Here is a 26,876-nt window from a genome sequence, read left to right as displayed (position 1 = left end):
GTGGCATCAAACACGTTACGCCTTGCGCACGAACTCCGACTTGAGCTTCATCGCGCCGATGCCGTCGATCTTGCAGTCGATGTCATGGTCGCCGTCGACCAGGCGGATGTTCTTGACCTTGGTGCCGACCTTCACCACCAGCGACGACCCCTTGACCTTCAGGTCCTTGATGACGGTGACGGTGTCGCCATCCTGCAGCAGGTTGCCGTTCGCATCCTTGATGACGCGTTCGTCATCGCCGCCCGCAGGTGCATCGGCCGACCATTCGTGTCCGCATTCCGGACAGACCAGCTGGGCGCCGTCCTCGTAGGTGTAGGCGGAGGCGCACTGGGGGCAGGGAGGCAACGTGCTCATCGAAACCGGGACGTATAGAGGTGCATCGATTGTAACCGACGGACCGATGCCCTTCCGAAGCGAAGAACCCGCCTTGCGGCGGGTTCTTGGCATCACAGGATGTAGCGGCTCAGGTCGGGATCCTGCACCAGTTCGCCCAGATGCGCATCGACGTACGCGCGGTCGATGGTGATGCTCTGGCCGTCGCGGTCGGGCGCCTCGTAACTCAGCGTATCCAGCAGGCGTTCCAGCACGGTATGCAGGCGGCGCGCACCGATGTTCTCCTGGCGTTCGTTGACGATCGCCGCGATCTCGGCCAGCCGGTCGATGGCGTCGTCGGTGAAGCGCAGCGCGACGCCTTCGGTCTTCATCAGCTCCACGTACTGCCTGCTCAGCGCGGCCTTCGGCTCGGTGAGGATGCGGATGAAATCCTCCTTGCTCAGTGCCGACAGCTCCACGCGGATCGGGAAGCGGCCCTGCAGCTCGGGGATCAGGTCGCTGGGCTTGGCGAGGTGGAACGCGCCCGAGGCGATGAACAGGATGTGGTCGGTCTTCACCGTGCCGTATTTGGTCGACACGTTGCTGCCTTCCACCAGCGGCAGCAGGTCGCGCTGCACGCCTTCACGGCTGACGTCGGCGCCGCTCATGTTGCCGCTGCGCTTGGCGACCTTGTCGATCTCGTCGATGAAGACGATGCCGTGCTGCTCGCACGACTCGATGGCGGCGGCGCGGATGTCGTCCTCGTTGACCAGCTTGGCCGCCTCTTCCTCGATCAGTTGCGGGCGTGCCGCCTTGATGGTCACCGTGCGCTTGTGCGTCTTCTGCCCGCCGAGGTTGGAGAACATCTGCCGCAGCTGCTGACCCATTTCCTCCATGCCGGGCGGCGTCATGATGTCGACGCCGGCATTGGCGGCCAGTTCCAGTTCGATCTCGCGGTCGTCCAGGTCGCCGCTGCGAAGCTGGCGACGTAGCTTCTGCCGGGTCTCTGACTCCTTCGACGAGGGCTCGGCACCGATGTCGACGGTCGTCGTGGCCGCACCGAAACCGAAGCCGTTGCCGCCGGCCGCATCGCGGCGTGGCAGCAGCGCATCGAGGATGCGGTCCTCGGCACGCTCCTCGGCCTGCGTGCGCATGCGCGCCTTGGCCTGTTCGCGGTACATCTTCACCGCCGTGTCCGCCAGGTCGCGCACGATCTGCTCGACGTCCTTGCCCACGTAGCCGACCTCGGTGAAACGCGTGGCTTCGACTTTCACGAACGGGGCATTGGCCAGCGTGGCCAGGCGGCGCGCGATCTCGGTCTTGCCGACGCCGGTGGGGCCGATCAGCAGGATGTTCTTCGGCATCACTTCGTTGCGCAGCCCGGCATCGAGCTGCATGCGGCGCCAGCGGTTGCGCAGCGCGATGGCGACGGCGCGCTTGGCGGCGTGCTGGCCGACGATATGGCGGTCGAGTTCCTGCACGATCTCGCGCGGCGTCATGGTGGACGATGTGTTCTCGGTCATGGCATTGGATTCTTGGGAGGGGGAACCGCCCCGGCTCGATCGCCGGAGCATTGCGGCGGCCCGAGCGTCAGAGCTCTTCGACCACCACGTTGCGATTGGTGTAGATGCAGATATCGCCGGCGATGTTCAGCGACTCGACGGCAATGGACTTCGCGTCCAGCTCGGTGTGCGCCAGCAGCGCGCGCGCCGCAGACAGGGCGTAGGAACCACCGGAGCCGATGGCGATGATGCCGTCTTCCGGCTCGATGACGTCGCCGGTGCCGCTGATGATCAGCGAGGTTTCCTTGTCGGCGACGGCAAGCAGGGCCTCGAGCTTGCCGAGGCGGCGCTCGGTACGCCAATCCTTCGCCAGTTCGACCGCCGCACGCGTCAGCTGGCCATGCTTTTCCAGCTTGGCTTCGAACAGCTCGAACAGCGTGAACGCATCGGCCGCCGCGCCGGCGAAGCCCGCCAGCACCTGGCCGTCGCGACCGAGACGACGCACCTTGCGCGCGTTGCCCTTCATCACCGTGTGGCCCAGCGTTACCTGGCCATCGCCGGCAACGGCGACATGGCCGTTGCGACGCACGGACAGGATGGTGGTGGCGTGAAAGACGTTGGGATTCTGGCTGGGGTCCATGGAGGCCTCCGGGGTGTTCCCACAGAGGTGGGGACGCCGGTTCCGGGTTCAAGCATGACCTTCGGCGTACCGGTTCAGCCCTTCTTGCGCTTCGCCCGTGGGTGCGCGGCGTCGTACACCTTGGCCAGGTGCTGGAAGTCCAGGTGCGTGTAGATCTGGGTGGTGGCGATGTCGGCGTGGCCGAGCAGTTCCTGCACGCCGCGCAGGTCACCGGACGATTCCAGGATGTGGCTGGCGAAACTGTGGCGCAGCATGTGCGGGTGTACGTGCTTGAACAGTCCCTGCCGTTGCGCGAGCTGCTTGATGCGGATCTGCACGGCGCGCTGCGAGATCGGACCTTCGCCGCGACCGGGGAACACGAAGGCTTCGTTCGCCGCTGGCCGTTCCTGTCGCCACTCCCCCAGCGCGTTGCGCGCATGCGAGCCGACCGGCACCTTGCGTTCCTTGTTGCCCTTGCCCAGCACGGTGACCATGCCGCCGGCGATGTCCAGGTCGCGCCAGCGCAGCGCGCACAGTTCGCTGAGGCGCAGGCCGGACGAGTAGAACAGTTCCAGCAGCGCGCGATCGCGCTTGCCCAGCGGCGCATCGACCGGCACCTCCACCAGCCTGACGGCCTCGTCCGCGTCCAGCACCTGCGGCAGTTTGCGCGGCGCTTTGGGGGCGCGCAGCGCGGCGGCGGGACTGGCAGCGATGCGACCGTGCTTGAGCAGCCACTGGTAATAGCTGCGGCAGGCCGACAGGCGCCGCTGCAGGCTCTTCGGTGACAGGCCACGCCGGTGCTCGCTGGCGACGAAGCCGCGCAGCTGTTCCGTGTGGATGTCGGTCAACGCGGCGATGCCCTGGGCCTGCGCCCACTCCGTCAGCGCGGCGAGGTCACGGCGATACGCATCCAGCGTGTGCGCGGAGACACGGCGCTCGACTTGGAGATGCGCCAGGAAGTCGGCGACTGCGTGCATTCCGATAACCCGTCATTCCGGCGAAAGCCGGTATCCAGTGCCCGAACCAAACAATCCTCAAACAAGCTCCAGTCCAAATGGACTACTGACCGTCGCGTCGAAACGACTGGCGCATGAGGTCCATCTTGAGATCACGAACCTCGTCCATGGGCGCAACGCCCCGCACCGAATGTTCCACGGAACCCTCATTGCTCCACAAAAACGGATAGAAAATGAAAGCAGAATCAGCAGAAAGAGAGTTCACATCGGACTGCCAGTCTTTCCAACGAAGATCTTGGTAGAAGCCGTCAATACCTCCGCTAAGCATCGACGCGAGGAAATCCGAATATCCCGTCTTCAAGGCCAACCAGCCAGTGTCATCCGGACCGGAATAGTAGACGTTGCCAAGATCCTCCCCCAGCGCTCCTCCGTTGAGTGCAAAAAGACCGCCGACGGCATCGTCTGCGACCAGCAAATAGCCAGATGAGCGACTGCCGTTCCACTGGTCGATCCGGCGCTGGAGCGTGGGGCTACCCGATCCCAGGAAGCGCAACCAACCACGCTGTATCAACAGGCCTCCGGTGTCGTGGGCGATGGCGCCCATGGGTGATCGCGTAGTCACTTGAAGATTCAGCAGCGTCTCATCTGCGAAATCCGATGGATCCAAGATCTCGCAATCAACGTTGGCCTGCCTGACCCACTTCCTGACGAGATCGATTCCCGGATCGTCCAGATTGATCAGTTCCTCCAGTGAACGCATGGGTTATCTCGAGGACTACGGCTGACGCATAAGGGCTGTCGTGTCGGCATCCAACAAGCAAGATCAACCTGGATGCCAACTTTCGCTGGAATGACCACAGGAGGCGCGAGCCTCCACTCAACCATCGAACCGCTTCAGCGCCGTCACCAGCGTCTCGCCCATCATGCGCAGGAACAACGTGCCCATGCCGGGATAGAAGCGGTTGCCGTCGCGGCTGCCGACGGCGACCAGGCCGATGCCGGGAAGCGGCAGCAACGCCGACGACGCCACGTCCTCGGCGCGCGCGCCGTACAGCAGCACGTGCTTCTCCGGCTGCAGGCGGCCGCAGATCGGCTCACCGTCGCGCAGGCAGTCGCGGAACGGCGCCATGTGCGGATTGTCCGCCGGCACCACCTGCAGCCACTCGCTGTCCTCCAGCCCGGCCACCGGCTGCAGCAGCACGATGCTGACGCGGTCGCCGTTGAAATCTTCGGCCAGCGACGCCGCCATCGCGCGCACGGTGTCGGCGGCGGTGCCTTGCTTCATCAGCGTCAGCGCGAGCTGATGGGTACGCACCGCCAGGCGCTCGTTTTCCTGCGCGTTGGCAAACAGGTCGCCGAGGCGCTTGGACAGCTCACGGTTCTTGTCGCGCAGCACGTCCAGCTGATAGCTCGCCAGCGACGCCGTGGGGCCTTCGTCGCGCGGCACCACCATGCTCAACGCCAGGTCCGGGAACTGCTTCAGGAAGGTGGGGTGCCGCCGCAACCAGGCCGCGACTTCGTGGGCGCCCAGCTTCTCCTGTGTGTCACTCATGCTTTCCATTCCCCTTCGAATACGAACGCCGCCGGTCCTGACATGATGACCGGTGCATCGTCGGACGGCCAGCGGATGCGCAGCTCGCCACCGGGCAACACCACCGCCACGTCACGGTCCACGCGCCCCCGGCGGATCAGCACCGCCGCGGCGGCACAGGCGCCGCTGCCGCAGGCCAGCGTCTCGCCCGCGCCGCGCTCGTACACACGCAGGCGCACGCGATCGCGCGCCACGACGTCGGCAAAACCGACGTTGACCGATTCCGGAAAGTGTCGGGAGCGCTGCAGCAACGGGCCATAGTGCTGGACCGGTGCAGCGTCGATGGACGGCACTTCGATGACGGCATGCGGATTGCCCATCGATACCGCACCGAAGCGCAGGCGCAGGCCCTCATCCACGTCGACGTCATACTCGCCACGCGGCTGATCGAAGCCCAGCAGCGGGATGCGCGCCGGCATGAACTCGGGCACACCCATGGCGATGGCGTAGCGGTCGTCGCCGATGCGCTCAACGGCATGCGTCGCGAGTGGGCTGTCGACCTCGAACGTGTCGCCGTGCGCCGCGCCATCTCGGACCAACCAGGCCGCCACGCAGCGCGCGCCGTTGCCGCACTGCTGCGAAGGCGAACCATCGGAATTCCAGATGCGGTAGGCCGCGACCGCGCCGGCACTGCGCGGCGGCTCGATGGTCAGGATCTGGTCGCAGCCCACGCCGCGATGCCGGTCGGCCAAGGCGGCAGCGAGCATTGCATCAGGCGGCGGCAGGCCATCGCGCAGGTCCAGCACGACAAAGTCGTTGCCGGCCCCGTGCATCTTGGTGAACCGCATCGCCATGGACCGCGCGTGCGAGGGATCAGCCATTCCCGTCGGTGGCGGGCACCGTGGCGGGATCGATCGGCGGTTCCGCCGGCAGCGTATCACTGCTCGCCGGCGTGCTCTCGGCGGGCGTGACCGGCGCCTCTTCGACCGGCTTTTCCGGCATGAACAGCGGGCCCTTGGCGCCGCAGGCAGACAGGACCGCCATCAGGGCGGCAGCGAGGACAAGACGGGCGTTCCGGTTCATGGCGCGAGTATAGCCACAGCGCGATGAACGCGGCGGCCGCTCATTCGGTGCGCGGCGGCTCGGGACGCATCCACAGCCAGACGGCGACCGTCGTCATGCAGACGATCGGCAGGGCGACCATCCACCAGCGGTGCGAACCCGTCCACAGCATCACGCCGAGCAGGATCACCGCGCTGCCCAGCATCGTCCACGTGGCGGCCCACTTGGCGCGGCGCGAGACCGCGCGATGCTGGTGCCAGTCGCGGATCATCGGGCCGAAGCGCGGGTGCGTCACCAGATAGCGATGCAGCCGCTCGGAACCACGCGAGGCCGCATAGGCCGCGATCAGGATGAAGACCGTGGTCGGCAAACCCGGCAGGAAGATTCCCACGATTCCCATGCCCAAGCTGGCATAGGCCAGCAGCCACCAGGCCCAGCGGAAGCGCGTGGGCGGTGGCGCGTCAGGCAGTACGCGCGGCGGCGGAGATGGGTCGTGCACGGCGACCTTGTACCCCAAATCCATGGCGGACGGCGCAAATACGATCTGCGCGGACCGGACGACCGCGCCCCACGTTGCCATGACCCACCACTCCCGACCGACGATGCTTCCGGGATATCGGCGATAGCGGGGCGGACCTGAAGCGCCATCCATCGGCCAAACGGCCGGAAACGCGAAGAGCCGGGTTTCCCCGGCTCTCCGTATACCCGTGCGATGCGGTTACTTCGACGGCACGCCCAGCTGGTCCAGCATGAAGGCGTACATCTCCGCGCGCTCTCGGTACTGGCGGAAACGGCCCGACTTGCCGCCGTGGCCGGCCTCCATGTTGGTGCGGAACACGACGGTTTGCTTGCTCGTGTTCAGGTCACGCAGGCGGGCGACGTACTTGGCTGGCTCCCAGTACTGCACCTGCGAATCCCACAGGCCGGTGCCGACGAACATCGCCGGGTAGGCCTTGGCCTGCAGGTTGTCGTACGGCGAGTACTTCAGGATGTAGTCGTAGTAGCCCTTCTCTTCCGGGTTGCCCCACTCGTCGTACTCGTTGGTGGTCAGCGGGATGCTGGGGTCCAGCATCGTGGTCGCCACGTCCACGAACGGCACCAGGGTCAGGATGACCCGGTACTTCTCCGGCGCCATGTTCGACACCGCGCCCATCAGCAGGCCGCCGGCGCTGCCACCCATCGCGGCAACGCGGCCCTTCGCCGCATAGCCTTCCTTCACCAGGTAGTCGGTGACGTCGATGAAGTCGGTGAAGGTGTTGATCTTGTTGTACAGCTTGCCGTCGTCGTACCACGTGCGGCCCATTTCCTGGCCACCACGGATGTGCGCGAGCGCGTACACCACGCCGCGGTCCAGCAGGCTGACGTTGGTGATGCTGAAGTTCGGATCCATCGACGAGCCGTAGCTGCCGTAGGCGTACTGCAGCATCGCTGCCTTGCCGTCGCGGGCCACATCCTTGCGGTAGACCAGCGTCACCGGGATCTTCGTCTTGCCGTCACGGGCCGGTGCCCACATGCGCTCGGTCGTGTACTTCGAGGCGTCATAGCCCGGCACCGGCTGCTGTTTCAGCTGGCGGCGCTCGCCGGTCCTGGTGTTGATCTCGTAGGTCGTGGCCGGCGTGGTCATCGACGTGTAGCTGTAGCGGATCCAGTCGGTGCCGGTTTCCGGATTCGCGGACAGGCCCATCGAATACGCCGCTTCGTCCGCCTTGATGTAATCGCTGCTGCCGTCGGCCTTGACCACGCGCAGGCTTTCCAGCGCATTGGCGCGCTCGGACACCACGCTGAAGCCGTCGAACAGCTCGATGCCCTCGACGAACACGTCGCTGCGGTGCGCGATCCAGTCCTTCCAGTCCTTGCGCGAGGTCGAACCGGTCGGCGCGGTGACGACCTTGAAGTTAGTAGCGCCGTCGGCATTCGTGCGGATCACCCAGCGGTCGCCCAGGTGATCGGCCTGGTACTCGACGTCGCGCTCGCGCGGCGCCAGCACGGTGAACACGCCCGGGCTGGCGGCCGGCGTGCAGCGCATCTCCGAGGACACGGTGCTTTCCACGCCGATGCAGATGAACTGGTCGTCGCGGGTGCGGCCGATGCCCATGTAGAAGCTGTCGTCCTCTTCCTCGTAGACCAGCTTGTCGGCGCTGGCGGGCGTGCCCAGTGCGTGCGACTTCACCCGCTTGCTGAGCAGGGTTTCCGGGTCCTTGTCGACGTAGAACAGCGTGCTGCCGTCGTTGGACCAGACCAGGTTCGGTTCGGCGTTGGTCACGGTGTCCGGCAGGATTTCGCCGGTATCCAGGTTCTTGAAGCGGATCGTGTACTGGCGGCGGCCGTTGGTGTCGTCGGCGTAGGCGAGCAGCTGGTTGTCCTGGCTGACCTCGTAGTCGCCGACGCTGTAGTAGTCCTTGCCTTCGCCCAACGCATTGACGTCCAGCAGCACCTGCTCGCCGGCGAAGTCGCCGGCCGCGTTCGCCGCCTGGATCGACACCGCGTCCACGTCCGGGCCGTCCTTGCGGCGCGCATGCACCGGGTAGTCCTTGCCGGTCACGAAGCGCGCGTAGTACCACCAGCCGCGCTCGCGGTACGGCACGCTGGCATCGTCCTGCTTGATGCGGGCGACGACCTCGTTGTAGAGCTTGTCCTCCAGTGGCTTCAGCGGTGCCATCACCGCATCGACGTAGGCGTTCTCGGCATTGAGGTACGCCAGCATCTCCTTGTTCTCGCGCTTGTCGTCGCGCAGCCAGTAGTACTCGTCGTTGCGCTCGGCGCCGTGGGGCGCTTTCACGACATGCGGCTTCTTGGCCACGTCGGGCGGGGTGGCGCTGGCAGCCAGCGCGGAGGTGATCGGGGTGCTCATCAGGACGGTCGCGGCAAGCAGAAAGGAAGTCGTCTTCATGGATGGGGTCCGGGAATGCGGGATGCAATGGCAGCGCCCCTCCGCAAGGGAGGGGCGCCGGACACTTACTTGGTCAGCTGTTGCCAGAGGAAGGTGTAGGCCAGCGCGCTCATGTGCGCGGCCTGGGCGTTGTTCGCCGCACCGCCGTGGCCACCTTCGATGTTCTCGTAGTAGCGCACGTCCTTGCCGGCATCCAGCATCATCGCCGCCATCTTGCGGGCATGGCCCGGATGCACGCGGTCATCGCGCGTCGAGGTCATGAACAGGGTCGGCGGATAGTCCTTCTTCGCATCGAACACATGGTACGGCGAGAAGGTCTTGATGAACTCCCAGTCGGCGGTGTCGGGATTGCCGTACTCGGCCATCCACGAAGCGCCGGCCAGCAGGTGGCTGTAACGCTTCATGTCCAGCAGCGGCACCTGCACCACCACGGCGCCGAACAGCGCCGGATACTGCGTCAGCATGTTGCCGGTCAGCAGGCCGCCGTTGCTGCCGCCCTGGATGCCCAGGTGCTTCGGCGAGGTGATCTTGCGCGCGATCAGGTCCTGCGCGACCGCGGCGAAATCCTCATACGCCCTGTGGCGGTTGGCCTTCAGCGCCGCCTGGTGCCAGCGCGGACCGTACTCGCCGCCGCCGCGGATGTTGGCGACCGCGTAGACGCCGCCCTTCTCCAGCCAGCCCTTGCCGACGCCACCGGAATAGCCGGGCGTCATCGAGATCTCGAAGCCGCCATAGCCGTACAGCAGCGTCGGCGTGCTGCCGTCGTACTTCAGGCCTTCCGGGCGCACCAGGAAGTACGGCACCTTGGTGCCGTCCTTGGACGTGGCGAAGTGCTGCTCGATCTTCTTGCCGGCCGCGTCGAAGAACGCCGGCATCGTCTTCAGTGGCTCGATCTTGGCATCCGGCATGCTGGCATCGGCCAGCATCAGCGTGGTCGGGGTCAGGTAGTCGGTGACGGTCAGCCACAACGCATCGGATTCTTCGCTGTCCACGGCGCTGGCGCTGATCGCGCCAAAGGCCAGATCGCCGACCTTCAGTTGCTTGGAGCTCCAGGTGCCGTTGGCGTGGGTCAGCACGCTGAGGTGATTCTTCACGTCCTGCATGATGTTGAGCACGACGTGGTGACGCGTAAGCGTCACGCCGGCCAGCGACGTGGTGTCGGTCGGCTCGAACAGCACGTCGAACTCACGCTTGCCGGCCATGAAGTCATCGAAGCGCGCCACCAGGAACGAGCCGGCCTTGTAGGTCTTGCCGCCCACGGTCCAGGGCTCGCGCAACTCCAGGCCCAGCCATTCGCGCTGGACGGACTTCTGCGCCGAGTTGGGCGCGTCGACCTTGGTCAGCGTGCCGTCCTTGCCCCGCAGGTAGAGCTCGTCGTTGTAGAAGGCGATGGTGCGACTGACGAAATCGCGCTCGAACCCCTTGGTCGCGTCGTGCCCGGCAGCGATGTACATGTCGTCCGGCTTGCCTTCGTAGACGACGGTGGCGCCATCCAGCGGCGTGCCGCGCTTCCATTCCTTGACGATGCGCGGATAGCCCGAGCTGGTCATGCTGCCGGCACCGAAATCGGTGTAGACGTAGACCATGTCGGCGTCCTTCCAGCCCAGGCCGCCCTTGGCTTCGGGACGGTAGAAGCCGTCGGTGAGGAACTTCTTGTTGACCAGGTCGAACTCGCGGGTCTCGTCCGCGTCGGCGCCACCGCGCGACAGCGCGATCAGGCAGCGGGTGTAGTCGGGCTTGCGGCAGTCGGCACCGTGCCAGACCCAGTTCTTGCCTTCGGCCTTGTTCAGCGCGTCCAGGTCGAGCACGGTCTCCCACTGCGGCTGGGCCTTGCGGTACTCGGCCAGCGTGGTACGGCGCCACAGTCCACGTTCGTGCTGCTTGTCCTTCCAGAAGTTGTAGTAGTGGTCGCCGATCTTCTGCACGCCGGGGATCTTGGCGTCGGAATCCAGGATGGCGCGGATGTCGGCTTCGAGCTTGCGGAACGCCGGCGTCGCGGCGATCTCGGCCTCGGCCTTGGCGTTCACGCCCTTCACCCAATCGAGCTGCTTCTGGCCTTCGACGTCTTCCAGCCAGGCATACGGGTCGTTGGACACGTCAGCCTCCTTGGCATGGACGGGGGCGGACAGGGCGCCCGCAACGGCAAGGCCGGCGGCCAGGCAGGCATGGGTGAGTCTGGGCATCGGGAGCGGCTCCGGAAGTGCTGTTCATGAACATGTCACGCTAGCACAAGGCCCGGAGGCCACCCCCTGCCGAAGGTCAGGCCGCCCGTGGCAGGGCCCCGCGCAGTGCCCGGACGCGCCGCGCCTGCGGCCCGCGACGACGCCGCAGTCCGCCACGCGCCGTCCATGCCGGCGGAAGACGGAAACGGTGCAGCGCCCACCATGCCGTCGTCGGCATGCCCACCAACCACAGGGGAAGCCATCCCAGCCAGTCAGTGCTTGCCCGTGCCAGCGGCACCAGCAGCACCAGCGCCAGCCCGGTCACCACCAACCTGCGCAGCGCGCGATCAAGATGGACATCGGGGCGAACCCGGGCAACCGCATGCGAAGACGCCAGCGACCGTGTGGACATGGAAGGACTCCGTTGTGATGTCAGTACGACGTCACAATCACACACCCGCATCTCACGGGTTGCGACGTCACCGGTTAACATCCCCATCGCATCCCGATGACGAGCGTGTCCGCATGACAGGCAGGAAGAAGTTCCGTATGTCCATGGCCTTGTTTACCCGCGTGGCCCGCATCGCCCTCCTCGCCCTGGCGGCCAGCATGGCGATCGGCTGCGCCAGCCGTGGCACGGTGCGGGAAGCGCCCAACGCCGTCGACCTGCCGCGCTTCATGGGCACGTGGCACGTGGTCGCCCACATTCCGTATTTCGCCGAACGCGGGCATGTCGCCGCGCGCTACGACTATGCCCTGCGCGACACCGACAAGGTCGGCGTGACGTACTACTACCGCGAGGGATTCGATCAACCCGAGCAGGCGCGCGACGCACGCGCGTCGGTCAAGGGCGATTCCGGGAACCGCGAGTGGACGCTGTGGTTCGTCGGCGTGGTGCCCGCCAAGTGGCGCATCGTCGAGGTCGCGCCGGATTATTCATGGGCGCTGGTCGATTATCCGGGCCGCGACATGGGCTGGATCCTGTCCCGCGACGCCACGATGGACGATGCGCAGTACCAGTCCCTGGTGAAGCGCGCGCGCGACCACAACATCAATGCCCGCCAGCTGGTCCGTGTCCCGCAGGTCCCGGCACAGGTGGGCACACCGGGATTCGGCGATCCGAAAGACCCGTGAGTCGCAGCAGGCGTGCGGTGTAGCGGCGGAGCAAGCGCCGCGCTACGGGTCTACTTCTTCTCGTAGTTCGACAGCGCCAGCTCCAGCAGCGCCTTGGCCTGTTCTCGCAGCACGGCAGGCTCGATGATCTCGGCGTCGGCGCCGTAATGCAGGATGTCCATCAACAGTTCGCGCGAGACACTGTAGGGAATCTTCAGTTCGTAGCGGCCATCGGGCAGGTGGCGGCCCTGCTGCTTGGAGTGCCATTGCTCGTCAGCGACCCAGCGCGCGGCCTTGGCGCTGAACAGGATCGTCGCCCAGCCCTTCGGTTCGCCCGAGAAGATGCCGTAGCTTGAAGCCAGGTGCTGGTTGAGCTCGTCGTTCGGCAGGTCGCGGGCGGGCTCCTCCCCCATCCTTGCATTGCCGACGCGGTCGACGGCGAAGCTGCGCAGCGCGTTGCGCTCGTGGTCCCAGGCATCCAGGTACCAGTTGTCGCGGTAATGCGTGATGCGCTGTGGCGACACTGTGCGCTTGGTGCGCTCATCGGTGGACCGCGCGCGGTACTCGAACTGCAATTGCTTCCGCTCCAGCACGGCGGAGGCGACGGATCGGAAGCTGGCTTCGTCCAGCGTGCGGCCGCGGTGCGGGATCACGCGAACGCGGTCGACCGGCCACTGGTCGACGCCGGCATGGTCGGCCAACAGGCCTTCGATGCGTTTCTGCAGCGGAGCCAATGCGCCGGACAGTACCCCGCCACCGGTGCGGACCAGCAACTGTTGCGCCGCCAGCAAGGCATACAGCTCTTCCGAACTCAGCCACAGACCCGGCAGCTCGAAGCGGTCGCTTTCAGCGGCGTGGTAGCGGAAGCCTGCTTCGCCATCCCCCTCGATCGGCGCCATCAGCGCATCGCGCAGGTAGGCCAGGTCGCGGTAGACCGTGGCGCGCGAGCACCCCAGCTCTTCCTGCAGCCGCTTGACGGTGACCGGATAGCGCGCCGCCTTCAGGATGCGGTGCAAGGCGGTGATGCGTTCGATCTTGTCCATGGGCGGCACGGCAGGGGGCGTGCGCGGATTATCACCGACGGGTGGCCGTTTTCGTCGCCTGCCCGCCGTTGGAACGGAGACAGGGGAACCAGCGCCGACGGCGCCTTGGGCCCGTGCGGTGCCTGGTGCCGCGGCGTGTTCTCGCCGCCGTGGCGCCCCCAACGCACGGACCCAAGGCGCCCGCGTCCGGAAACCGCCGGCACGACCACCGCGTGGACGGATAACTCCACATTCATTTCCGGCTCGACAGACTCCGCGCACGCGACACGGAGATGACAGGATGTCACCGGAAAGCCGGAACCGCGCCATCGCGGCGGTGATCGTGATCGTGGTCCATGGCGCGGTCACCTGGGTGCTGTTTCGCACGCCCCTCCCGGACGCCAGCGACCGCACGGGTCCGCCGGCATTGCGGGTGCGCTGGATCGAGCGCCCACGACCTGTCCCACCCACGTCGTCCCGTCCGGCGCCTCCTACAGCGTCCTCGTACTCCGCACGTCCACCGGCGCCTGAAACGCATCGCCGTGCCTCGTCGCCACAGCGCTCCGCACGACCGCTCTCGGAAGTGCCCGCACCCGAGCCTGCGCCGGACTACCTGGCACAAGGTGCGGCCTGGGCCGCGAAAACGGCGACGGCCGTCGATTTCCAGCCCGGACTGACCGCCAGCCGCGTTCCGAGATTGCCTGGTGGCACCCCTGACGGCCGCTTTCGCATGCGTGCCCCGCCGTCGCCGCAGAAAACGCTGCAGGCGATCGGCAGGATGCTCGCCGGCCCCGGCTACACCACCGACCCCTGCCCGCAGATGCACGACAACGTCTACGGCCTGCTGCCGAACGCCAGCGACGACGGAAGGCGGCGCCTGGCATGGGAACTCCGCGAGTACCGGGAGCGCTGCCGTCCGTGACGGCGATCCTGATCCGGACCCGTTCCCATGGCAGAATGCATGTCGCAAACCTGAATCGGAACAATCACTTGGGTTGTCGCACCGCTGCGGCCTCCCTACCATGTAACCGATTACAAACCCTCTCCCCCAGAGACCCGCCATGCTCCCCCGGATGCCCCTATCGCTGCTCGCCGTTGCCCTGTTGGCAGGCGGTGCGGCCCAGGCACAGGCCACTGACGTCCTGCTGCCGCGCAATGACAAAGTTGGCGCGCCCCAGGCCAGCAAGGGATTCGGCAAGCAGGCCGGCATGGCGCTTCCGGTGGTCGCGATGGCCGTGCGCCCGATCCCGGAAGCGCCCCCCGCACCGCCGCCACCCACACCGCCGGCCCCGACCCTCACCGGCGGGGGCGAACTGGGCTTCGCGGCCGCCAGCGGCAACAGCAACAATGAGAGCTTCAACGGGCGGCTGGACCTCACTTACAACGACGGCGGCGCCTGGCGCCACAGCGCCAGCCTGTTCGGCCTGCATTCGCGCTCGGAGTACATGCGCACGGAGGATGACGGCAGCGTGGTCCGCGAGCGCCGCACCACCGCCAACCGCTACACGGTGACGGCCAACAGCGCCTACCTGATGGATGATCGCGGCACGCTCAACACGTCGGTCCGCCAGGAGGAAGACGGTTTCGGTACCTACAGCCGCCAGCAATCGGTCAGCCTGAGCTACGGCAACCGCGTGATCGAGAACGAACGCGCGCATCTCGACCTGCAGGTCGGGCCTGGTTACCGGCGTGCCCACGACACCGTGGACGGCCGCACCGAAGCCGGCTTCATCGGCCGTGGCCTGGTCGACATGCGCTACGCCCTCAGCGAGAACACCGAGCTCGTCAACAAGCTGCTGGTGGAGTCGGGCGGGTACAACACGTTCGCGCAGAACGACCTGGGCGTGTCGGTGACGATGAACTCGCACCTCGCATTGAAGGCCGGCTGGCAGGCCCGCCACAACAGCGACGTGGCACCGGATATCAAGAAGACCGACACGCTGACCACCATGAACGTGGTCTACCGCTTCAAGTAAGCGCGTTCAACCTATCACGCAGCGCACGACTCAGGCGAGGAACGCGCCGGCGCCCTGCTCCAGCAGCTGCGCCGCCACCCGGCGACCAAGTGCATCGGGATCGTAGGCCGGGCCGCGCGCTTCGGCGCGCAGCACCTGTCCGTCCGCCGCCGACCCCACCAGTCCCGACAGCACGAGTACGTCACCGTCGCGCCGTGCGAACGCCGCCACGGGCACATGGCAGCTGCCATGCAGCGCGCGGTTCATCGCCCGCTCCGCCGCCACGCAGACACGGGTGGCGGCATCGTCCAGCACGGCGAACAACGCATGCGTGCCCGGGTCTTCGGCGCGGCACTCGACCGCCACCGCACCCTGCGCAGGCGCCGGCAGCCAGTCCGGCGCATCCAGCCGGGCACGGATGCGCGATGCGAGGCCGAGCCGCTGCAGGCCCGCACAGGCCAGGACGATGGCGTCGTAGTCGCCCGCATCCAGCTTGGCCAGGCGCGTGTTGACGTTGCCGCGCAGGTCGAGCAACGCGAGATCGGGCCGCAGCGCGCGCAACTGCGCCTGGCGACGCAGCGACGACGTGCCGACGCGCGCACCCAGCGGCAGCGCGGCGACGTCGGCATACTGATGGGAAACAAACGCGTCGGCGGGGTCGGCACGCGTCAGGATCGCCGGCAGCACGAAGGGCCCTTCCAGCTCCATCGGCACGTCCTTCAGCGAATGCACCGCGCAATCCGCCTCGCCGCGCAACATCGCCAACTCGAGTTCCTTCAGGAACAGGCCCTTGCCGCCGATCGCGGCCAGTGAACGGTCCAGCACTTCGTCGCCACGCGTGCTCATCGGCACCAGGTCGACGACCAGGCCCGGGTGCGCGGCGCGCAGGCGGTCGGCGACGTGTTCGCTCTGCCAGAGGGCGAGCGGGCTCTTGCGGGTGGCGATGCGCAGCGTGGTCATGCGGGCATTATCCCGCATGGGGCGGCGTCCGCGGCGATCAGAGCGCCTTGACCGTCTCGCGCAGACCGGCCACGCAGCGGCGGCTGACCTCAAGTGGAACCTTGCCGTGGCGCAGGATGGCCTGCACATGGCCGTCGCTGATGCGCTTGATCTCGACCAGCTCGTGCCGCGCGACCAGGCAGTTGCGGTGGATGCGCACGAAGCGGCTGCCGAACTCCTCTTCGAGCGACTTCAGCGACTCCTCGATCAGGTCCTCGCCGCGGGCATGGTGCACCACGACGTACTTTTCCTCGGCCTGCAGGTAGTGCACTTCGTCGACCGGGATCAACCGCAGGCTGCCGCGCAGGCGCGCGCACAGGTGGGTACGCGGCTGGCTGCTCGATGCTGCCGGTGGGTGGTTTTCCCGCCCGGCGATGAACGTGCGTGCACGCTCGAGCGCTGCGGCAAGCCGCTCGGGGCGGATCGGCTTCATCAGGTAATCGATGGCTGCCGCCTCGAAGGCGGACAGCGCGTGCTCGTCGTAGGCCGTGCAGAACACCACCGCCGGTCGCGGATCGAACGCCGCCAGATGGCGAGCAGCCTCCAGGCCATCCACGCCAGGCATGGCGATGTCGAGCAAGACCATGTCGGGGCGATGCTGCGCGCATGCCTGCAGCGCATCGAGCCCATTCTCGGCCTCGGCGACGACCTCGATGCCAGCATGTTCGGCAAGCAGTGCGCGTAACCGCTCGCGGGCGAGCGCTTCGTCGTCGGCGATGACCACTTTCACGGCAGAGGCGTCCTCGGTGAACGTTGGCGTGATCCCTCGCGGCCTAGGTTACCCATGGCCGCGTCCTGCGTCATCCCTGCGGAGCCGCCTGGCGATTACAACGCAAACCGCCGATCCATCCAGTCACCCAGGTCACGGATTTCCTCCGCGCAGACCTGGTGCGCCATCGGATAGCGGTGCCACTGGACGTCGAAGCCCAGGTCACCCAGCGCGCGCGCGCTCTGGTCGGCATGGACGAGCGGGATCACCGGATCGCCCGTTCCGTGCGCCATGAAGACAGGCTGCGTGGTCGCCGCCTGGGCGAGATGGGCCCTGGCCTGCGCGGCGCCCGGTAGATAGGTCGACAGTGCGATGAGTCCCGCCAGCGGCACCTGCCTGCGCAGGCCGGCGGCCAGGGTGATGGCGCCGCCCTGCGAGAAGCCGGCCAGCAGCAGCCGTTCCGGCGCGATGCCGCGAGCCTGTTCGCGCGCGATCAGCGCCTCCACCTGGGCGATGGACTCCTCGATGCCGGCACTGTCCGCACGGGTGGGAAAGTCCATGCCCACGATGTCGTACCACGCGCGCATGCGCACGCCGTTGTTGATCGTCACCGCGCGCACCGGCGCATGCGGGAACACGAAGCGGATCGCCGGCCAGCCCGGGCGCAGGAGTTCGGGCACGAGCGGCGCGAAGTCATGGCCATCGGCGCCCAGCCCGTGCAGCCACAGCACGGACCATTGCGGCTCCGGGCCCGTTTCCTGTTCGACAGTGTCGAGAATCGCGGAATCATGGGAAGTCGTCATGCCGCCATTCTCGCCGCAGACGCCGCCCGACACCACTCAGCCGCCGCCGGCATTCGCGGCAGGCAACCGGAACCGCACCGTGCGGCTCGACGCGTGCGCCTGGCCCGTGGCCTCGAAACGCCAGCGTTGCGCCACCGCGAGCGCCGACGCATCGAACATGCCGTCAGACGTGGATGACAGCAGGCGGACGTCACGCACGCTTCCGTCGGGCTGGATGGTGAAGGCCACTTCCGCCTGCCCCTCGATGCGCGCGCGCAAGGCCGGCAACGGATAACGTGGCTGTGCATCCTGCAGCAGCCGCGGCGTGCGCGCGCCCTGCGCAACGCGGGGTGACGGGGCGGGCACGCTGGCAGGCCTTGGCGCTTCCTGCACCGCGGCAGGCATGGGCGGTGACGCGGATGGTATCGGCGGCGGTGCGGCCTCCGGCACTGTCGTCGTCGCTGTCGCCAGGATGGCCGGTGGCGTCGGCGGACGGGTCATTGCCGACGGCGCGGCCGACGGCGCTGGAGGTGTCGCCACCGAAGCCGCCGTCGCGCGTGCCGCCTGGTCACGCAGGAGACTGGACACTTCCGCCCGCAATCTTGGCAGGGCGGGTGCCTGCGCATCGATGCGTTCGACCAGGTGTTGCAGTCGCGAGGCCTCCTGGGCGTCGTCGCGGGCGATCGCCTGCTCGGTGGCGATCACCACGTAAGGCTGCAATTCGGCCAGCGCCGCTTGTGCGCGTACCTGCTCCGACGCCTGTGAGCGCGCTTCCAGATAGTGCTCGACCGCGTTGTCGCCCGCCGGCGACAGCATCCTGTTGGCGGACAGCGCTCGCGTGGCGCGCGCGTACGCAGTCGCTGCCCCGACCTCCATGCGGGCATCGCCGGGGGGCGCGGCAGACACCGTCTCCTCCTCGCCTGGAACGGGCGCAGCAGCCTCTCCGCACGCCGTCAGACCCAGCACTACGCCCATCCCGATCACTATCCACGTCGCTTTCATGGCCACCCCTGTCTTGCGGCCGGCAAGCCTAGGCGGTGTTCATGACGGCGGTGCGTCAACCCAACGCAAGCGGGCGTCCTGTCATGCGTTTCCCTACACGGCGCACGATGCCGTGGGTCGATGGCGGACATGCCTGCGAGGACATGCCGGCCGCCATGTCGGGGCTGGAATCGTTTGCATCCCGCGAGGCGCCCGCGCGGCGGAAAACTTCAGGTAAAGTGCCGCGATCAAGGGCAATACCACGATGTATGGTCCTGTTTCGGGGGCGACGTAGCGATAAATGCCGTGGCGAACCCGGTCCATCTGGCGGCAACCGTTCTTTTGGGGAAGAACCGACCGTGAGGCCCACTGCCATCACCATGCCTTCGCACATCGCCGACGGCGAACCGGACGTGTCCTGGGTCATCGACCACAGCGACAACGCCGTGGTCGTCTGCGACGACACGGCCCGCATCACCTGGACCAACCAGGGCTTCACGCGCATGTTCGGCTACACCAAGGAAGACGCGCTGGGACACCGGCCGAGCGATTTCCTCGCCGGCCCGCACACGGACCCCGAAACCGTCGAGTGGGTGCGCGGCCAGCTTCACGCGCAGCAGGGTTACCGCACCGAACTGCTGGTCTACGCCAAGAACGGCGTGCCGCTGTGGATTTCCGCGGTGGTCAACCCGGTCTACGATCCGGAGCGCAACGTGCGCTACCTGCTCGGCGTCTATACCGACATCACCCACAGCAAACTGCACGAAGAGATGCACCGCAAGGTGCTCGGCGCGATCGTCCGCGAGCAGCCGCTGCAGGACGTGCTGGCGCTGGTCTGCCGTGAAGTCGAGAAGGTCATGCCGGAAGCGGTCGCCTCGGTGATCGCCGTCGACGACTATGGCCGCTTGCGGCCGCTGGCGGCGCCCAGCCTGCCCGACAACATCGCCTCGCTCATCGACGGCGAAATGGCTGGCCCCATGGTCGGCGCCTGCGGTTCGGCGGCGTGGAGCGGGCAGCCCGTCGAGTGCAACGACATCGAGCGCGACCCGCGCTGGCAGGCGTACAACGCGCCGTTCCTCGCACTCGGCATTCGCGCCTGCTGGTCCAACCCGATCAAGGGCAACGATGGGCGCGTGCTGGGTACCTTCGCGCTGTACTACTGGGAGAGCCGTGCACCCGACGAGTTCCACCAGCGTGTCGTCGATGTCTGCCTGCACCTGTGCGCACTGGCGATGGAGCGCGAACGTGCCCGCGCCCGCATGCACCAGCTCTCCTTCTTCGACACGCTGACCGGCCTGCCCAACCGCGCGCTGTTCAACAGCAAGGTCGAGCAGATGTTGCTGGGTGCCGCGCGCCGCGACAGCCATGTCGCGTTGCTGTTCGTCGATATCGACCGTTTCAAGATCGTCAACGATACCCAGGGCCACAGTGCGGGCGACGCGCTGTTGCGCGAACTGGCCAAGCGGCTCGGCAGCGAACTGCGCGACGGCGACGTGGTGGCGCGGCTGGCGGGCGACGAGTTCGTGCTCGCGGCTCCCGATCGCACGGCGGAAGAAGCCGCCAATCTCGCCGACCGCCTGATGGCCCGTCTGTCCGAGCCGGTCAATGCGGGGCGCATGATGCTGACCCCGCAGGCCAGCGTGGGCGTGGCGATGTTCCCCGCCGATGGCTGGGACGTCGATTCGCTGGTGCGCCATGCCGACATCGCCATGTACCGCGCCAAATCCGAGGGCGGTGGGCGCATCGTCTTCTACAGCCTGGAAATGAACCAGGCGATGCAGGAACGCCTGGCACTGGAGAATGCCCTGCGCGAGGCTGTCCGCAGCGGGCAGCTTCGCCTGCACTACCAGCCACAGGTCGCACTGGACAACGACGCACGCCTGCATGGCGTGGAAGCGTTGTTGCGCTGGCGGCATCCGGAGATCGGCGAGATCTCGCCGGCGACCTTCGTACCGATGGCGGAAGAGTGTGGCCTGATCGACGAACTGGGCCGCTGGACGCTGGAAGAGGCCTGCACGCAGATGGCCGACTGGCGCCGCCGCGGCGTGCCCGTGCCGCGCGTGTCGGTGAATCTGTCGGCGATCAATTTCGAGCATCAGGACCTGCCCGCGTTCATCGGCAACGTGCTGGGCAAGTGCGGCCTGTCGCCCGACGAGCTGATGGTCGAAGTGACCGAAAGCGTCATGCTGGCGCAGAAGCCGGAAGTGCTCGCGAACATTGACGCGATCCACCGGATGGGCGTGAGCCTGTCGATCGACGATTTCGGTACCGGCTATTCCAGCCTGAGCCACCTGCACCGCCTGCCGATCAGCGAGCTGAAGCTGGACATGAGCTTCGTCCGCGACCTGGAACACAGCGAATCCGCGCGCGCGCTGACGACGTCCATCCTGCGCATCGGCGAAAGCCTGTCGTTGAAGGTGGTCGCCGAAGGCGTGGAGAATGCCGCGCAACGCGCCGTGCTGGCCTCGCTCAACTGCGACCTGCTGCAGGGCTACTACGTCTCGCGCCCGCTGTCGCCGCACTCGCTGGAGCGCTGGGTCAGCCTGCAACCGCCGGCGGAGTAATCGCGGGGCGGCAGGTGTCTTGCAGCAGGAAGGCCAGCGCATCACCACAGGGCGCGGCCATGCGGAACTGCAACAGGTCGTCTGCGCGCGTGCGCCCCAGGCTGACCGCGGCCACGGGCACGCCGAGGCGTGTCGCAGCGTGCACGAAGCGCAGTCCCGAATAGACCATCAGCGACGAGCCGACCACCAGCATCGCGTCGGCCCGGCCCAGATGCGCCATCGCACGCTCGACCCGCGCACGCGGCACGTTCTCGCCGAAGAACACCACATCCGGCTTCAGTACGCCATCGCAGCGCTCGCATGCAGGCACCTGGAACAGGGAGAAATCCTTCCCGTCCAGGTCGGCGTCGCCATCCGGTGCCGTGCCAGCCTCCAGGCCGATCCAATCCGGGTTGTCCTGCAGCAGGCGTTGCTGGAGTTCTGCACGCGACGAGGTCGCTGCGCATGCCAGGCAGATCACGCCGTCGAGCCGGCCGTGCAGGTCGATCACCGACGTGTTGCCGGCCGTCTGGTGCAGGCCGTCGACATTCTGGGTCAGCAGCAGTTCGCAGCGGCCTTGTTCCTCAAGCGCCGACAGCGCGCGATGCGCTGGATTCGGCTGTGCCGCCGCGATGTGGGGCCAGCCCAGCAAACTGCGGGCCCAGTAGCGCTGGCGCGTCGCCAGGTCACCGACGAACGCCTGGTACGTCACCGGTGGGGTGCGCTTCCACGCGCCCTGTTCGTCCCGATAGTCGGGGATACCGGATGCGGTACTGCATCCCGCCCCGGTCAACACGAACACGCGGCGGTGCGCCGCGATGAAATCCTGCAGTCTCGTATCGCCCATGCCAGCCGCTTGGGCCATGCCGGCCTCCGTGCGGATCAGGGCTTCTGCGCCGGACAGTAACTGCGCAGATAGTCCATGTGCGCCGGCATCCGTTGCACGTTGGACAGTACGCTGCTGCGGATATCGTCGAGGAAGCGCGCCAGGTCGGCCTTGGGAATCACGTCGGCCGTCGGGTGGTAGCGCTTCGGCAGGATGCCCTGCCCCATCATCACCTGGATCCACGAATTCTCGCCGAACAGCTCGCCGGGCACGTGGAAGACGGTGCCGGTCTCGCGGAACAGTTCGATGCGGTGGCGCAACGTGGCCGGAATCTCCATCTCCGCGATCTCGCGCCAGTACGGCGAGTCGCGGCGGTCGCTGAGGTGGTAGTGCATCACCACGAAGTCGCGCACGTGCTGCAGCTCCTCGTCCAGGCGCGCGTTGTACTCGTCGATCGCCGGCTGGGTGATCACCTGCGGGAAATTCTGCAGCAGGTGCACGATGCCGCGCTGGATCAGGTGGATGGTGGTCGACTCCAGCGGCTCGATGAAGCTGCCGGCCAGGCCCAGCGCCACGCAGTTCTTCGCCCAGCATTGTTGACGCTGGCCGGGCTTGAAGCGGATCGGCCAGGGCTGCTTGATGACCTCTCCCTCGACGCTGCCGAGGAACTCCTCGCGCGCCTCGTCGTCGCTGACGTGGCGGCTGGAATAGACGATGCCGTTGCCGACGCGGTGCTGCAACGGGATGCGCCACTGCCAGCCGGACGTGCCGGCAATGGCACGCGTATAGGGCACCGCATCGCGCACGGCCGTGGTCTGGGTGGCCAGCGCACTGTCGTTGAACAGCCAGTGCGACCAGTCAGTAAAGCCCACGCCCAACGTCTTGCCGATCAGCAGCGCGCGGAAGCCGGTGCAGTCGATGAAGAGATCGCCTTCGATCGTGTCGCCGTTCTCCATCTTCAGCGCGGCGATGTGGCCTGATTCCGCGTCGGTCAGGACGTCGGCGATCTTGCCTTCCACGCGCCGGGCACCGTGGCGTTCGCTGAACTGCCGAAGGAACTTCGCGTACAGGCTGGCGTCCATGTGGTAGGCGTAGTTGAGGCCGCCGTTGGGGAGATGCGCGAAGCGGTCCTCAGTCGCCGCCTTCAGCTCCAGGCAGTAGTCCTCGTAACCGCTGGCCATCCCTTCCTTGCGCCCGCGCAACCAGAAGTGCTGGAAGCCGGTGGACGCCCGGTCCTTCCCGCTGAATCCGAACGAGTGGATGTAGCGATGCCCGACATCCAGCCAGTTCTCGAACGAAATGCCCAGCTTGACGGTGCCCTGCACCGCAGCCATGTACTCCTGCTCGCCGATGCCGATCATCCGGTGGAAGCTCAGCAGCGTCGGGATGGTGGCTTCGCCCACCCCCACGGTGCCGATTTCCTCCGATTCGACCAGCGTGATGTCCAGTGCCGTCCCCAGGACCCGTGAGATCGCCGCCGCCGCCATCCAGCCGGCCGTACCGCCGCCAGCAATGACGACGCGTTTCACGGGCCGGCTGCGGATGTCCTCGGTCTGGTTGCTCACAGGCAGGCTCCTTGGCGTTCGATGGTCAGCGATTGATGCGTTTGAGCAAGCGTGCACGAAGGTCGCGGGCGCGCCCTTCGTCCAGCGGCGAGAGCACGCGACGGGCCTGCTCGGGGATATGGGCGGCGGTATCCGCGCCCGCCTCGAACACGTAGTGGCGGAACACATCCCTCCATGTTTCGCGCTCATGCGGCGGCAGGTCGCGCAGCGTCATCAGCGCATACATCAGGACGTTCATCGGTGTGTCCATCCAGTCCGGCGCATCGCGCCACCAGTAATTGACCAGCACGTTGAATGGCTCCAGTCCCTCCATGTGGTGCCACCACATGCTCGGAATCAGCACCGCATCTCCCGGCTCGAGCTCGGCCACCTGTGCGTGCCGCATCGCTTCCGCGAATCGAGGGAAACGCTCCAGGTCAGGGGCCGAGAAATCGACAAGGCTCACGGCCTGTCCGGCAGGCGTGAAATCCAGCGGGCCGATGTACAGGTTGCGCAACTGGTCGGGCGGAAACAGGGTGACGCGACGGCGCCCGGCCACCACGCAGGCGATGTTGTCGGGCACATCCTGGTGCGCGGCGATGCGGGTGCGGTTGCCGATCCAGATGCTGGCCAGCGGATCGCGCCCCTCGAGCGCCAACCCGTTGGCATCATGGAACCCCGGCAACCACGTCTCGATCGTGGTCGATGCGACATAGATCATCGGTGGCGATGGATGCTCCGCATACTTGAGCAACGTATCGAGCACCGCGCGCAGGGGAATCCGCTCCTGGCGGAAATTGAATCCGCTCAGGTCGCCGTTGTAGAACACGCGACCGCCGGTCTCGGGCGCCGCGACCGTCGCGACCACCGGCGGTGCTTCCCTACGCTCGAAGCCTTGCAGGTACGCCACGGCGGCCTGCACCGATTCGCGCGCGGCGGCCACCATCGGCCAATGCGCAACAAGCCCTCGCAGCACGACCGGCCCGGACGATGCCGGCAACACGCCGGACAGCGCATCGCGCACATCGCCGCGCTGTTCGCGGATTGGCTTAGCGTCCGCCAGCACGGCTCCGATTCATCCTGTCGATCAGGGACCGGAAATTCGAGATCGATGCCACTGCCATGAAGATCGGCTCCAGGTGACCCGATGCATGCAAAGGCCCCAACGCTTCGGCATCGAGGCCGCGGAGGCGGTCTTCGTTGATGGTGTAGTAACCGGCCAGGCGATTGACCGACCCGTCGTCCAGTTCCACGTCCAGCGCGAAAGATTCCAGCAAATCGAGTGCCAGCAGGGCATCGACGAAGGCAGGCACGCGCTCCAGGCCGTTGTGCAGCGTGAGCAGCACCGAGGCGATCCGGTCCAGGTATTCGGTGTTGCCACCATGTTCGCGGAACAGCGGCTGGCCGGCGGTGCTCCCCACCCTGGGGTTGTCGAGGTCGATATGCACCGTCATGTCGCCACCGTCCCGGCCGATCAGGAACGGCTGCCGTTCTATCGCCAGCGGCAGGTAGTGCGCATCCCAGCGCTCGCCATCAAGGAACAGATTTCGCCCTTCCTCGAACCCGAGCAGTGCGATCGGCGACAACGCACCCCTTGCATCCTTGCGGAACAGGATCGGGTAGTACGCCTGCAGATCGCGGAACTCGGCAGGAAACGTGGCGGCGAAACCGACGTCGTCGCCCAGCGTTGCACTGTGCCGGGTGTCGATTCGCAGGTCCTTGTGGTCGATGTTGTTGACCTGGGCGTGTCGGGGCATCGGTGGTGGCGTCCTAGATGCGCGGCATCCCGCGCGTCATCACATGATCGAGCATCTCGCGATGCCCAGGCAACGCCGACAGCATCTTCCTGGCGATGTCGGCGGACTGGCGGAAGTATTCTTCGGAGCGCCGTACGTCGTCCATGCGTCGCGTGGCCGGCCGTGCGTCAGGCATGAATCCCATGCCGTAGAGGATGAACTGGTAGCTCGCCGAGGGAAACACTTCCTCGACCCGGTTGAGGTCGTACCGGGACGGCGGCTGGTGTCGCCAGAATTCGAGCAGGTCGCGCAGCCGCTCCGGTATCGTGTCGGGGCTTCGGTTGTCGCGCCAGTAGTCGCTGTCGTCGCGCTTGCTCAGGACGTAGTGCAACTTCAGGAAGTCGACGATCCGGTCCCAGCGGTAGCTGAAGATGTCGTTGTAGCGCTTGGCGACGATGTCCACGGCCGCGCGCGTGGCGGGCATCTGGTCGGCCAGCATGCCGGCGGCAAGCTCCACCATGACCAAGGACGACGCTTCCAATGGCTCCATGAAACCGCTGGAAAGACCGATGGCCACGCAGTTCCGGTGCCAGGCCCCGCGCCTGAAGCCGGGGCGGATCACGATCTTCGGCAGCGTATCGATGTCCTGCTCGCGGCCACCCGTCGCCACGATGTAGCGGCGCAGCGCCGCTTCCGCCGCTTCATCACTCGTATGGGTACTGGAATAAACGTGGCCGATGCCCCGTCGAGTCTGCAGCCCGATGTCCCAGATCCAACCCGCGTCCTGCGCGGTCGAGATGGTCTGGCAGGCGATCTCGACGCCGGGATCCGCATAAGGCACCCGCGTCGCGATGGCGCGGTCATTGAACAGCACATCCTTCTGCGATTCGATCTCGACGCCATAGTGCTGGCCGATCAGCAGCGCACGCATACCGCTGCAATCAACGAACAGATCGCCTTCGATCGCACCGTGCTCGCGCGTCCGCAACGCGGCGATGTCGCCGTTCTCGTGCGTCTCCACCTCGACCATGTGGTCTGCGATGTGCCGCACGCCGAGCTTCTCGACGCAGTGCTTGCGCATGAACACGCCAAGCTTGGCGGCATCCAGGTGGTAGGCATAGTTGGCCACGGCAGCCCATTCCGGCGTGGCGAATTGCTTGGGTGATTTTCCCGCCTCGCAGAGGTGCGCCTGGAAACACGTCAGCATGCTGAAGGGCACGTCCCGGTGCGCCATCCAGCCGGTGGCCAGGTGGGTTTCCAGGAACCCGGGCGGCAACACGAAGGGATGGTGGTAGTAGTCGCCCTCGACCTCTTCGCGCCAGCGGACGAACTTGGAGCCCTGCTTGAAGGCCGCATCGCACTCGCGGATGAAGTCCGTCTCGTCGACGCCGGTCCTGCGCAAGGTGTCGCGCATGGTCGGCCAGGTGCCTTCACCCACGCCCACCGTCGCGACATCCGGCGATTCGATCAACGTGATCCGCAACCCGGTATCCGAGGCGGTCTGGTGCTCGGCAGCCAGCACGGCGGCCGTGAGCCAGCCTGCCGAACCACCGCCGAGGATCACTACATGCCTGACAGGAACATCCACGCCGCCACCTCGTGCCTGAGTTCGTCTGGCGGGACACATCAAAC

General features: G+C 66.7%; 26 protein-coding genes. 4 read left to right on the top strand and 22 right to left on the bottom strand.

The window, feature by feature from the left end:
• Positions 1-15: 15 nt before the first annotated feature.
• The 12 genes from AX730_RS13220 to AX730_RS13170 form a co-directional block, all read right to left on the bottom strand.
• Positions 16-354 (bottom strand): zinc ribbon domain-containing protein YjdM, encoded by a 339-nt coding sequence (locus AX730_RS13220; RefSeq protein ID WP_062357264.1) that lies wholly within the window; start codon positions 352-354, stop codon positions 16-18.
• A gap of 92 nt (positions 355-446) precedes the next feature.
• On the bottom strand, positions 447-1,835 hold the full coding sequence (hslU, locus tag AX730_RS13215; protein WP_062357261.1) for an ATP-dependent protease ATPase subunit HslU: 1,389 nt from the start codon (positions 1,833-1,835) through the stop codon (positions 447-449).
• Positions 1,836-1,902: 67 nt separating this feature from the next.
• Positions 1,903-2,454 (bottom strand): ATP-dependent protease subunit HslV, encoded by a 552-nt coding sequence (hslV, locus tag AX730_RS13210; protein ID WP_056879246.1) that lies wholly within the window; start codon positions 2,452-2,454, stop codon positions 1,903-1,905.
• Between the two features lie 74 nt (positions 2,455-2,528).
• The gene (gene xerC / locus AX730_RS13205) at positions 2,529-3,410 is read right to left on the bottom strand and encodes a tyrosine recombinase XerC (RefSeq protein WP_062357260.1); all 882 of its coding nucleotides are present in this window, start codon (positions 3,408-3,410) and stop codon (positions 2,529-2,531) included.
• A gap of 82 nt (positions 3,411-3,492) precedes the next feature.
• Positions 3,493-4,149 (bottom strand): DUF2625 family protein, encoded by a 657-nt coding sequence (locus tag AX730_RS13200; RefSeq protein WP_062357257.1) that lies wholly within the window; start codon positions 4,147-4,149, stop codon positions 3,493-3,495.
• 117 nt (positions 4,150-4,266) lie between these two features.
• Positions 4,267-4,941, bottom strand: a complete 675-nt coding sequence (locus tag AX730_RS13195; protein ID WP_062357256.1) for a DUF484 family protein — start codon at positions 4,939-4,941, stop codon at positions 4,267-4,269.
• The gene (gene dapF / locus AX730_RS13190) at positions 4,938-5,801 is read right to left on the bottom strand and encodes a diaminopimelate epimerase (protein WP_062357254.1); all 864 of its coding nucleotides are present in this window, start codon (positions 5,799-5,801) and stop codon (positions 4,938-4,940) included. Before dapF ends, AX730_RS13195 begins: the two co-directional genes overlap by 4 nt.
• A complete protein-coding gene (lptM, locus tag AX730_RS18515; protein WP_083537896.1) occupies positions 5,794-6,003 on the bottom strand; it encodes an LPS translocon maturation chaperone LptM in 210 nt (69 codons plus the stop codon). The genes dapF and lptM overlap by 8 nt, the downstream gene beginning before the upstream one ends.
• A 40-nt stretch (positions 6,004-6,043) precedes the next feature.
• Entirely contained in the window at positions 6,044-6,382 is a 339-nt protein-coding gene (locus AX730_RS13185; RefSeq protein ID WP_062357342.1) for a YbaN family protein, read from the bottom strand.
• Between the two features lie 318 nt (positions 6,383-6,700).
• Positions 6,701-8,872: a S9 family peptidase gene (locus AX730_RS13180; RefSeq protein ID WP_062357253.1), complete on the bottom strand. Its 2,172-nt coding sequence runs from the start codon at positions 8,870-8,872 to the stop codon at positions 6,701-6,703.
• A gap of 65 nt (positions 8,873-8,937) precedes the next feature.
• Complete coding sequence (locus AX730_RS13175) at positions 8,938-11,055, bottom strand: prolyl oligopeptidase family serine peptidase (protein ID WP_062357251.1); 2,118 nt, start codon at positions 11,053-11,055, stop codon at positions 8,938-8,940.
• A gap of 76 nt (positions 11,056-11,131) precedes the next feature.
• Entirely contained in the window at positions 11,132-11,446 is a 315-nt protein-coding gene (locus tag AX730_RS13170) for a hypothetical protein (protein WP_062357249.1), read from the bottom strand.
• 137 nt (positions 11,447-11,583) lie between these two features.
• Between AX730_RS13170 and AX730_RS13165 the strand changes: the two genes are divergently transcribed.
• The gene (locus tag AX730_RS13165; RefSeq protein WP_232310258.1) at positions 11,584-12,168 is read left to right on the top strand and encodes a lipocalin family protein; all 585 of its coding nucleotides are present in this window, start codon (positions 11,584-11,586) and stop codon (positions 12,166-12,168) included.
• Positions 12,169-12,218: 50 nt separating this feature from the next.
• On the opposite strand, the gene AX730_RS13160 is transcribed toward AX730_RS13165, so the two are convergent.
• Complete coding sequence (locus tag AX730_RS13160) at positions 12,219-13,190, bottom strand: helix-turn-helix transcriptional regulator (RefSeq protein WP_062357245.1); 972 nt, start codon at positions 13,188-13,190, stop codon at positions 12,219-12,221.
• Positions 13,191-13,470: 280 nt separating this feature from the next.
• Between AX730_RS13160 and AX730_RS18925 the strand changes: the two genes are divergently transcribed.
• On the top strand, positions 13,471-14,091 hold the full coding sequence (locus tag AX730_RS18925) for a single stranded DNA-binding domain-containing protein (RefSeq protein WP_157074244.1): 621 nt from the start codon (positions 13,471-13,473) through the stop codon (positions 14,089-14,091).
• Between the two features lie 286 nt (positions 14,092-14,377).
• Entirely contained in the window at positions 14,378-15,145 is a 768-nt protein-coding gene (locus AX730_RS13150) for a DUF481 domain-containing protein (RefSeq protein ID WP_062357338.1), read from the top strand.
• Positions 15,146-15,175: 30 nt separating this feature from the next.
• Here AX730_RS13150 and hemC read toward each other — a convergent pair whose 3' ends face one another.
• The 4 genes from hemC to AX730_RS13130 form a co-directional block, all read right to left on the bottom strand.
• The gene (hemC, locus tag AX730_RS13145) at positions 15,176-16,084 is read right to left on the bottom strand and encodes a hydroxymethylbilane synthase (protein WP_062357242.1); all 909 of its coding nucleotides are present in this window, start codon (positions 16,082-16,084) and stop codon (positions 15,176-15,178) included.
• A gap of 37 nt (positions 16,085-16,121) precedes the next feature.
• Complete coding sequence (locus AX730_RS13140) at positions 16,122-16,853, bottom strand: LytR/AlgR family response regulator transcription factor (protein WP_062357240.1); 732 nt, start codon at positions 16,851-16,853, stop codon at positions 16,122-16,124.
• Positions 16,854-16,948: 95 nt separating this feature from the next.
• Entirely contained in the window at positions 16,949-17,635 is a 687-nt protein-coding gene (locus tag AX730_RS13135; protein WP_062357336.1) for an alpha/beta hydrolase, read from the bottom strand.
• Between the two features lie 36 nt (positions 17,636-17,671).
• On the bottom strand, positions 17,672-18,520 hold the full coding sequence (locus AX730_RS13130) for an energy transducer TonB (protein WP_157074243.1): 849 nt from the start codon (positions 18,518-18,520) through the stop codon (positions 17,672-17,674).
• A 455-nt stretch (positions 18,521-18,975) separates the two neighbouring features.
• Here AX730_RS13130 and AX730_RS13125 point away from each other — a divergent pair, with 455 nt between their 5' ends.
• Positions 18,976-21,159 carry a sensor domain-containing protein gene (locus tag AX730_RS13125; protein ID WP_062357236.1) on the top strand — a complete coding sequence of 728 codons (2,184 nt, stop codon included), beginning with the start codon at positions 18,976-18,978 and terminating at the stop codon, positions 21,157-21,159.
• On the opposite strand, the gene AX730_RS13120 is transcribed toward AX730_RS13125, so the two are convergent.
• From AX730_RS13120 to AX730_RS13100, 5 genes are read right to left on the bottom strand one after another with little or no spacing between them, the layout of a single operon-like run.
• Complete coding sequence (locus AX730_RS13120) at positions 21,134-22,003, bottom strand: NAD-dependent protein deacetylase (RefSeq protein ID WP_062357234.1); 870 nt, start codon at positions 22,001-22,003, stop codon at positions 21,134-21,136. The two genes, AX730_RS13125 and AX730_RS13120, sit on opposite strands and share 26 nt — an antisense overlap.
• Before the next feature lie 17 nt (positions 22,004-22,020).
• Positions 22,021-23,529 carry a tryptophan halogenase family protein gene (locus AX730_RS13115; protein WP_062357232.1) on the bottom strand — a complete coding sequence of 503 codons (1,509 nt, stop codon included), beginning with the start codon at positions 23,527-23,529 and terminating at the stop codon, positions 22,021-22,023.
• Between the two features lie 25 nt (positions 23,530-23,554).
• Positions 23,555-24,574 (bottom strand): cupin-like domain-containing protein, encoded by a 1,020-nt coding sequence (locus AX730_RS13110; RefSeq protein ID WP_062357230.1) that lies wholly within the window; start codon positions 24,572-24,574, stop codon positions 23,555-23,557.
• Entirely contained in the window at positions 24,558-25,265 is a 708-nt protein-coding gene (locus tag AX730_RS13105; RefSeq protein WP_062357228.1) for a SapC family protein, read from the bottom strand. Before AX730_RS13105 ends, AX730_RS13110 begins: the two co-directional genes overlap by 17 nt.
• A 13-nt stretch (positions 25,266-25,278) precedes the next feature.
• A complete protein-coding gene (locus tag AX730_RS13100) occupies positions 25,279-26,832 on the bottom strand; it encodes a tryptophan halogenase family protein (RefSeq protein WP_198147198.1) in 1,554 nt (517 codons plus the stop codon).
• Positions 26,833-26,876: the final 44 nt, after the last annotated feature.

It is taken from the genome of Pseudoxanthomonas mexicana (assembly GCF_001556105.1).
GTDB lineage: Bacteria > Pseudomonadota > Gammaproteobacteria > Xanthomonadales > Xanthomonadaceae > Pseudoxanthomonas_A > Pseudoxanthomonas_A mexicana_A.
This window is presented reverse-complemented; position numbering and strand designations above follow the sequence as displayed.